6 protein-coding genes are annotated in these 9,622 nt (G+C 50.4%); 5 read left to right on the top strand and 1 reads right to left on the bottom strand.

Annotated features, from left to right (window positions below; translation table 11 throughout):
* The first annotated feature begins 117 nt into the window (after positions 1–117).
* From QEP11_RS10370 to QEP11_RS10385, 4 genes are read left to right on the top strand one after another with little or no spacing between them, the layout of a single operon-like run.
* On the top strand, positions 118–1,140 hold the full coding sequence (locus QEP11_RS10370) for a ligase-associated DNA damage response exonuclease (protein WP_284336578.1): 1,023 nt from the start codon (positions 118–120) through the stop codon (positions 1,138–1,140).
* Positions 1,137–2,801 (top strand): ATP-dependent DNA ligase, encoded by a 1,665-nt coding sequence (locus QEP11_RS10375; RefSeq protein WP_284336579.1) that lies wholly within the window; start codon positions 1,137–1,139, stop codon positions 2,799–2,801. Before QEP11_RS10370 ends, QEP11_RS10375 begins: the two co-directional genes overlap by 4 nt.
* 10 nt (positions 2,802–2,811) lie before the next feature.
* Entirely contained in the window at positions 2,812–5,334 is a 2,523-nt protein-coding gene (locus tag QEP11_RS10380; RefSeq protein ID WP_284336580.1) for a ligase-associated DNA damage response DEXH box helicase, read from the top strand.
* Entirely contained in the window at positions 5,331–5,981 is a 651-nt protein-coding gene (locus tag QEP11_RS10385; RefSeq protein WP_284336581.1) for a metallophosphoesterase, read from the top strand. Before QEP11_RS10380 ends, QEP11_RS10385 begins: the two co-directional genes overlap by 4 nt.
* Positions 5,982–6,274: 293 nt before the next feature.
* Here QEP11_RS10385 and QEP11_RS10390 read toward each other — a convergent pair whose 3' ends face one another.
* Positions 6,275–7,303 carry a type 2 periplasmic-binding domain-containing protein gene (locus QEP11_RS10390; RefSeq protein ID WP_284336582.1) on the bottom strand — a complete coding sequence of 343 codons (1,029 nt, stop codon included), beginning with the start codon at positions 7,301–7,303 and terminating at the stop codon, positions 6,275–6,277.
* 1,114 nt (positions 7,304–8,417) lie between these two features.
* Between QEP11_RS10390 and QEP11_RS10395 the strand changes: the two genes are divergently transcribed.
* Complete coding sequence (locus QEP11_RS10395; RefSeq protein ID WP_284336583.1) at positions 8,418–9,476, top strand: asparaginase; 1,059 nt, start codon at positions 8,418–8,420, stop codon at positions 9,474–9,476.
* The last annotated feature ends 146 nt before the right edge of the window (positions 9,477–9,622 follow it).

Below are 9,622 nucleotides of genomic sequence, written 5' to 3' on the forward strand. Positions count from 1 at the left end.
CGGTTCTAAGCCAGTTAAAAACAATAGCTCTGTGCACGCCTTCAGGAGGCAATGGCTTACGCCCCATAGAACAGAGATTTCTAACAATCAGCATGTGATTGCTTGTTTCTACTGCTTATGGCTGATCTCATCACACTGACCGATCAAGGACTTTACTGTCAGGCAGGAGACTTCTTTATCGACGCCTGGAGACCTGTTCACTGCACCATAGTTACTCACGGGCACGCAGACCATGCGCACAGAGGAATGGGCGAGTACTGGTGTGTCAGGGAGTGCCTGCCCATACTTCAGTGGCGACTTGGAGATCAAAACTATCGATGCTTGTCCTATGGCAAGCCCTGCATGTTTGGGCCGGTAAAGGTGTCTCTACACCCAGCTGGACATATTCTTGGCTCAGCACAGGTACGCGTCGAACATGACGGTGAAGTCTGGGTATTCACAGGCGACTTCAAACGTGAATCAGACCCTACCTGCTTGCCCTACGAAGTAGTGCCATGCGATGTATTCATCTCCGAGGCCACATTTGCTTATCCCATCTACGCATGGCCAAGTGTCGATGTCGAAATACAGCGCATGGTTCAATGGCTGGGTGACTGCGCATCTTCAGGCAAGGCAGCTCTTGTTTATGCATATAGCCTGGGCAAAGCACAGCGTATCCTGGCACACCTCAATGGTCAATTACAGCAACCGGTACTGCTGCATGGAAGCATGGTCAGGGGCGTGGATGTCTATCGCCGTGCCGGAATTGAAATGGTGGAGACTGTACCGTTACTTGATCTACCAACTGACACCAACTTGTCAGGGCGCTTGATACTGGCTCCCCCATCCGCTCAAAACTCGGCATGGACCAAGCGACTTAAACAGTACGAGCATGCAATGGCATCCGGCTGGATGCAAATACGTGGTAATCGTCGCCGTCGCAACGTGCAGCGTGGATTTGTCATTTCGGATCATGTGGACTGGCATTCATTGATTCGAACAATTCAAGAAACGGGTGCAAAACGTGTTCTGGCAACGCATGGCAACACAGATTTGCTTATCCCTTATTTACGCCAGCATCTGGGACTGCAGGCAGAGCGCCTGAGCACTGCATACGGTGACGAAGATGCCCAGGATGTTCCAGAAGAGGCTCTTACATGAGCCGATTTACTCAGCTCTATCAAGCGCTCGATCAAGCTGGAGGGAACAAAGATCGGGTGCAAGCATTGCAATCATATTTTGCTCAGGTTGAGCCTTCAGAGGCCAGCTGGGCAATCTATGTGCTGTCAGGCGGCAAGATCAATGCAGGGAAAAATCGAATCGCGACAACTACGGAGCTTCGTGCATGGTTGGCGGACCTGGTTCGATTACCAGATTGGATGGTCGACGACTGTTATCGGCAAGTTGGTGACTTGGCCGAAACCCTTGCTTTGCTGGTTGAATCGCAAAGATCGGCTGCAAACATTGCAACAAGCACTCCAAGCAGGTCCGCTATCTGGTCTGTCCCACAGGCTGAGAGCAGCTTGCTTGAATGGATTGAGGGCTTCTTGCTCCCATTGGTACATGAACCACCTGTCGTTCGTCAGCATGCCATCCAAAGAGCATGGATTCAGCTTGATGTCTGGTCAAGATTTGTCTTCAACAAATTGCTTACCGGGTCATTGCGCGTGGGAGTATCAAAGCGCATGCTGCAATCCAGCCTAGCCCCAGTAGCTGGCATATCTGAAGCAGATATGGCCCATCGTTTGATTGGAGAGTGGGTGCCCTCACCTGAGGCTTATCTAGAGCTCATACATCCTGATACAAGCGAGCTAACCAAGAACAAGCCCTATCCGTTCTATTTGGCCTCACCACTTCAGGAGGAGCTATCTCAACTAGGCAACCCGTCGGACTGGCAGGTGGAATGGAAATGGGATGGGATTCGCGTTCAACTAATACGGCGACAGAATCAGCAACCCTATCTGTGGTCGCGCGGAGAAGAGCGGTTAGATGGCCGTTTTCCAGAACTGGAAATGCAAGCTCTGGCGCTGCCCCCTGGTGTGGTGCTTGATGGCGAGTTGCTGGCATGGGATGCCGAATCTCAACGCCCACGACCATTTGTCGCACTTCAAAAGCGCATTCAAAAACGCTTGCCCAGCTCAAAGCTTCAACAAACTGTTCCTGTCCACATTCTTTTCTACGACTTGCTGGAACTGGACGGGGAAGACTTTCGTCTCCAGCCCTTGGAACATCGGCGCTCAGAACTGGCGAATTTGTTGCATCGAATCAATGCTCCTGGGCTGCAGATTTCCAATGAGATTGAGTTTTCGGATTGGCAGCATTTGGCAGAGGTTCGTTCGCAGTCCGATGAAATGGGTGCTGAAGGATTAATGATCAAACAGCGTTCTTCCCCCTACCTAGAAGGACGCAAGCGTGGGTCATGGTGGAAATGGAAAATCGATCCAATGACGATCGACGCGGTACTCGTTTATGCCCAAAGTGGCAGCGGTCGACGCAGCACATTGCACACGGACTACACCTTCGCTGTCTGGAATGAAGCGGGTCATCTCGTACCAGTTGCCAAGGCATATTCAGGGCTGACAGATGCGGAACTCTTATCCATGGACAAATGGATTCGCAGCCACACCATCGAACGTTTTGGCCCCGTGCGATCAGTAGAGCCACTGAAGGTGTTCGAGATTGCGTTTGAGGCGGTCAACCTTTCTAAGCGTCACAAATCCGGCGTTGCAGTGCGCTTTCCTCGCATCTTGCGCTTGCGCGAAGATAAAAAACCGCAAGACGCGGACCATTTGCACACACTGCTGTCGCTGTGCAGGGAATGAATGAGGCAATATGGCTTCCAACTCTGAAAGGCTCAGCCACAGTTCCCTGAAACAGGCTCGACAGAAATGGTTGCAATGGCTTCAGTCCCTCAACATTCGCCCTTCGCGTTTTCAACTGCAAGCCTGGCAGGCTTATGCGCAAGGTTTCAGCGGTCTTATCGCAGCACCAACTGGCAGCGGTAAAACGTTGGCCGCCTTAGGTGGACCTCTGATTCGGGAAATTGCCTATGCGCAACACGCAAGACCACCTCGCGGGGTACGGATCCTGTGGATCACTCCGCTAAGAGCTCTGGCAAGTGATACCTCGGAACATTTGTTTTGCGCAGTTCAGCACTTGCTACCTCACTGGCGCACAGCCATGCGCACGGGAGATGCCAGTGCAAAAGATCGATCAGCTGCGCAGAAAGGAAACGCGCAACTACTCGTCACAACACCTGAATCATTGGCAATTTTGCTCAGCAATGAGACTACCTGTGAAAGCTTTCGCTCGATACAGGCCATCGTTGTAGATGAGTGGCATGAGCTGCTTGCAAGTAAACGTGGGGTGTTGCTGCAGTTGAATCTGGCCCGACTGAGAAAACTGTCACCCAACATGCAAATTTGGGGGCTGTCAGCGACTATTGGCAATCTGTCAGAAGCCATGGACATTCTCGTGCGTGAGCGGGCGCCGAGCACAAGCAAGGTCATCAAAGATCAGCGCGCCAAGCCATTTGATCTGCATACGGTAATTCCTCCAGAGTCGGTAAGGCTGCCTTGGGCCGGACATCTGGGGCTGGCCAATATTGGGGAGGTTCTGAAACTTGTGCTGGCCTCTGACAGCAGCATCATCTTTACGAATACACGCTCACAGGCTGAACTTTGGTTTACAGCGCTGTCTTCGATATGGCCACTGGATCCAGATGCTTTGGCTATTCACCACGGCTCTCTTGAACACTCAGTGCGTCTGCAAGTGGAAAATAGACTGCGCGCTCAAACCATGCGATGCGTCATTGCAACAAGCAGCTTGGATTTAGGCGTGGATTTCCCAGCGGTGGATCGAGTAATCCAAGTAGGGGGAGCCCATTCAGTATCACGCACCGTCCAGCGAGCAGGACGGTCCAGACACCGGCCTGGAGCGCCAGTGCAATTGACCGCAGTGGCCACGCAAGCGATGGACATGTGCGAATTTGCAGCCACACGCGAGCTGGCACAAGAACAAAAATACGAAGCCCGACAAACGCAGCAACTTTGCCTGGATGTATTGGCACAACACGCCATGTCAATGGCCCTGGCCGGTGGCTTTGATAGCGATGAACTATTCAACGAAGTGCGAACCACTGCTGCGTATCGCCTGCTCACTGCCAGCCAATGGAAGCAGGTCATTCAATTTCTGGTTCAAGGAGGCCAGGCTCTCCAAGCCTATCCACAGTACAGGCGATTGATTCAGGACACCGCAGGTCGTTATGTGCCAGCTGATCTCAAAGTGGCGCGTCGCCACAGACTAGCCATTGGCACTATTGCTGAACAATCCATGGTGCGAGTGCAATTTTTGCGCGGAGCCAGAATTGGAAGCGTAGAAGAATCCTTTATCTCCAGGCTATCCCCTGGTGATGTTTTCAACTTGGCCGGACGAAGCCTTGAATTGTTCAAAGTTGAAAATCTCACCGCTTGGGTACGTTTGTCTCGTAGCAAGGGAACTGTTACGCCTTCTTGGACAGGTGGCTTTTTGCCTTTCTCCAGTGAAGTCGGGGAACGCATAAGAACGCTTATTTTTCAAGCCCACAACTCCGCAAGCAAGCACAGGGCGCCTGAAATGGAGTATTTGCGACCTCTCCTGTCCTTACAAAGTCAGCGAAGCAAAGTACCCCACCCACAAGAGACACTGTTGGAAATAATTCCAGTCTCTAGCCAATCTCGACGTAAAAATGCGGATACCGGAGCTGGCCAAGCATGGGGACTTTATCCTTTTGCAGGACGCATAGTGCATGAAGGACTGGCTCTTCTCCTCGCGCATAGATTGGCACAATTGAAGCCCAATACTTTTTCATGGTCTTGCAACCATATGGGGCTCATGTTGCTGCCTGCCGTACCGTTCGACATCAGGAGTGTTGATTGGAAATGGTTGTTTCGCACTCAAGACGTGTCGCTTGATCTAGCAGCTGCGGTCAACTTCACAGAGCTCGCTCGACGACGATTTCGAGAAGTCTCGCAAATTGCTGGCTTGCTCAATGCCCGCATTCCAGGCATGAGCTTCAATACACGCCAATTACAGACCTCATCAGGCTTGCTATTCGATGTGTTGAACAAATACGACCCGGACCATATCTTGCTCCAACAAGCCAAGCGAGAGGCGATAGAGCGTGATTTGCATGGCCCTGATCTTCTGGCCCTCTTGTCCCGGATGAGTGAACAAGACTTGGTGATTACCACCCCCGAAAAGCACACACCGATGTCTTTTGGCCTTTGGGCTGAGTCTCTGAGAGGACAGCTAAGCAATGAAAGTTGGGCGGAAAGAATCAAGCGTATGGCGCAACGAATGGAGCGCCAAGTGTGATTGATATCTCACTGGGTGGGCATCACTTGGTCGCGCTGGCTGAACGAGCAATTTACTGGCCATCACAGCACACCCTACTGCTAGCCGATCTGCATCTGGGCAAAGCCGACACATTTCGCCACTTTGGCATTGCGATACCTCACGCGGTTCAAGCTAACGATATCGCGAGGCTCAATCGCACATTAATTTCACATCGTCCCCAGCGATGTCTGATACTTGGCGACTTCCTCCACGGGGGCATTATTAATGAGGAAACTTCTCAGGCATGGAACGAGCTTGTCCGCTCACTTCCAGACGTACGCTTTGAATTGGTAATTGGCAACCATGATCGCTATTTTTCAGCAAATAATCTGATGATGCATGCAGTGCATGCAATAGCTTGCATTGAGGACGTTTTGCTGACGCATGAACCAATGCTTCGGACTGAGTGGCCAATGCCCTCTCTCAACTGGAACATTCACGGACACATACACCCCGTGATTCGTCTGCCAGGCAGTGGCATTGCCTATCCAGCCCTCGCGTTAAAAACACCTTATTTGAGCCTTCCTGCATTTTCAGAATTCACAGCGGGTGCTATTGTCAGTACAGAAAACGATTCTCTCTGGGCGATGCTAACTTCAGAAAATCAAGTGATTCAAATTCGTTAGTTCAAAATTTATCATCAAACCACATGAAACGACCATCAATTACTTGTACTAGATTTTGATGATCAATCAGCCTCAAATTTTGACTCAAAGACAGTCTAAAGGGGCAGCCAGAGATCGTGCAAGAAGGCACGTTTGAGACGGCCGTTCACGCTACCAATGTGGACTGATTTGTCATTCAGTGCTGGGTTGATGTTGCTTCATAATACACTTCACATAGAAGTACCTGCCGCAACTTGAGAGCACCTGTTTTGGTAAACAAATGAAGTTTGCAAGCTTTCTATAGAGCAGAAACCTCACCTCTTTATTTGCTGGTTTTCATCCTGACGATACCTATTCAATAATTTATCGATCAGTGCCCAAGATTGATAGAAGCTGCTTATAAATTGACGTGAATCCAAAGGAGGCAAGTTAGCCGGAATAAACCCTGCAGCTATCATCCTATTCTTTACAGCATCTTTTTGCATTACTTTGTAGATGGCTTGTGCGAGACGTTCACGGTCTTCCACATTGATTACATTTGGGGCTAAAACTCCAACCCAACCACTGGAAAAAGGCAACCAACCCAATTCTCCAAATTTCGGAATATCTTTGTAAAAAATGTTTTTTGGACCGCCACTGTGCACCAGCAAGCGGATATTTGATTTGGATGCACCTATACGATCGCAGCGGGCAATTGCAATATCCGCACCCTCAGTTAATGATTTGACAAAGTCACCATTAACCCCATACTCCTGCGGCTGCCATTCCCGTCTGGTTTGCTGAGCCATTCCTTTAACCCACAAAGAAATGCGCCCCGTCATACTCGGCACAGCCACACGCACTGGTGCTGAACTTTTCGACAACCAATCGGCAAGCTGAGCGGCCGAAGTAAGTGAGGAAGACTGCAATGTATATGCACACCAACGCTTATAGGCCAGAACCAACAAAGGTTCAAAATTCTTAAGATGCGATGCCAGATGCTCTTTTTCAGGAAATATAAGTATTGACTCTTCCGGCACAACGACAATGCTAGCTTGTGTGGGAGCAACATCTAGACTCCACTGCATTGCCTTTTCACCCAAACCACGCGTAGCAGCATCAATGGGCACCTCATAACCTAATTCACGCTCAAGACCTTTAGAAATTTCTTCAGCAGTATCAATCATGAATCCTGGTGCCCAGCGCGGCTGGACAATGACCCAAGGAGAGTTTTTAGCAGCTGGTATTGACGGTTTTACAGTTTCCACTGCATAGCTGGTGCTACCCGCCATCGCGATGCTTATCAGGAGGTATCTCCGGATTTTAATCAGCCATTTTGAAATATCAATGAAAGAAGTTTCCACTAACATCATTTCCTCCTAACCATCCGATGAGCAGTCATTTCTTTCTTTAAAACCCAACTTAAAAGTAGCAACCACTGAGAAGGAAAATTGCAGCTAGCACCAGGAACCAGTCTTAGGCATAGATTAAAGCTATACATAAGTTATCAAGATGAAGTTCCACTAAAACCAGTCTACCGATTCACTTGCCATCGGTCTATGGATTTCCACCTACAACCAATCATGCACTTGTACTGCTTGCCAAAACTGCGGAGCATGCGACTGAAAATAATCCAGGATGTGTTGAGAATTAGCCGGAATTGATCACACAGATGCCAATGTGATGACGGCAGCGAAGCTGTTATCTGTCTTTTCCATATGCATAGCAAGACACTTGAACTCCTTGTACTTGCGAAGCTAGTTTCCAATCAATTGCCATCATTTGCACATCTCGAAATCGGCCTGAAAGGGCTCTTCAATGGGTTTTGCGTGCAATCGCAACCTGGCACCCATCAGCTTGCAGCCGCTGAACCACCCAACTCCCATCAAGCGCTTTATCAACAAGCAATGCTTGGCATAAATGCCCTGCAATGTGCAAGTTCGCATTGAAGATCGTGACTCCGGCCCGGCAACAAAGCACATCGCACCCAGTTACTTCAGGCATCTGTTGGAAGCACGGATCCAGGTCGTTCAACCTCCGTGAGATGGGCATGTGGCCAAACTTACAGTTCTCCCTTCTGCCCCCTGGCAGTAGCCGATCTGCACACAGGATAGTTGCATCGACCATCGCTTAGTCCATGTCCGGCTCACCTCCTGCAAGCTTTCAAATAGGTACATCAGTTCATCCAAACCGGGCCCAGTCATGTAAGCGTTTGAATGCGATGGTCCATTGACCCAACTGCTACGGCAAGTCTCGTCACGCGCTAACCACGCGCTAACTCTTCGAACAATCCAAAGCATGGCCTTCAAAAACCATGCGGCCTGGCTTGCTCCATGCCTAAACCAGAGTGCTGCCGACAGGGTTTGCTGTGCGTTTGCACGGGAAAACCTTAGACGATGTACGAATCCTCGCCCCCCTGCGCAAGGCAAAATTTGGACAGAACTCTCCCCCATCCCGATACATCGTCAGGAGACATTTATGGCAAAAATACGTTTGAGTCTGGTTTCAGCAGCTATGTGCTGCATGGTTATGGCAGACAGTGCCTATGCTCAGGATCTGCCCACGGTGCAGTTCATCGCTACAGGCGGCACCATCGCTATGAAGATTGACCCTGTCAAGAACGCACCGGTGCCAGCCATTTCTGGCGATGACTTGCTCGCAACAGTTCCTGATGTTGGCAAGTACGCAAAGATCCAGGTCAACAATATCTCCAACGTACCTTCGGACTACATGGACCCTGCCCGCTGGGTACAACTGACAACCGCTGTCAAAGATACCATGTCCCACACCGACACTGCCGGCGTGATCGTCTCGCATGGCACTGACACCCTGGAAGAAACCGCTTTCTGGCTGGATCTCACTGTCAACTCTCCCAAGCCCATCGTTTTGATTGGCGCCCAGCGCAATGCTTCAGTCTCTGACTTTGACGGCCCGCGCAATCTGCTCAATGCCGTGCGTATCGTTGTGGATCCTCAATCTCGTGGCCGGGGCGCCATGCTTGCCATGAACAACCAAATCAACGCAGCCAAGTACGTCACCAAGACGCACACCGCCAACGTTGAAACCTTCAAATCCGGAGACTACGGATTTATTGGAGAGGTATATCCAGACAAGGTTGTCTACAACACCAGTGCCATTCGCAAGCTGCACTTCCCGCTGCAAGCTGATGCCAAGATGCCTGACGTGGAAATCTTCCCCATGTATGGCGGTGCGAATGGCGAAGCCATCAAGCAAGCTGTAGACCGCGGCGTCAAAGGCATTGTGATTGATGCACTGGGCATGGGCAATATGAATGTGCCTATGCTCAACGCTGCCAAATACGCCATGAGCAAGGGCGTTCCAGTCGTCATCACAACACGGGTGTCCAATGGTCGCGTCATGCCCAGCTATGGCTTTGAAGGCGGAGGCAAAACATCATATGAAGCCGGCGCAGTCATGGGTGGAGACTACCGCGCCCCTAAAGCTCGCATTCTGCTCATGCTGGCCTTGAACGCAGGCATCACACAGCAAACAGAACTGCAAAAGTTGTTCGATTAATGCTGCAGATTGCAAGCAGAACCTATGAGCAGCCTCCACCAGGAGGCTGTTTTGACTTGATGAACCAGGAAGCAACTGTCGTGCAAGAGCGCCATCTGTGAATTGATCGCTCATCTTCGTGACAGTCCGCTATGGCTTGTCAGACT

This window comes from Comamonas halotolerans, from assembly GCF_030162935.1.
Taxonomy (GTDB): domain Bacteria; phylum Pseudomonadota; class Gammaproteobacteria; order Burkholderiales; family Burkholderiaceae_C; genus Comamonas; species Comamonas halotolerans.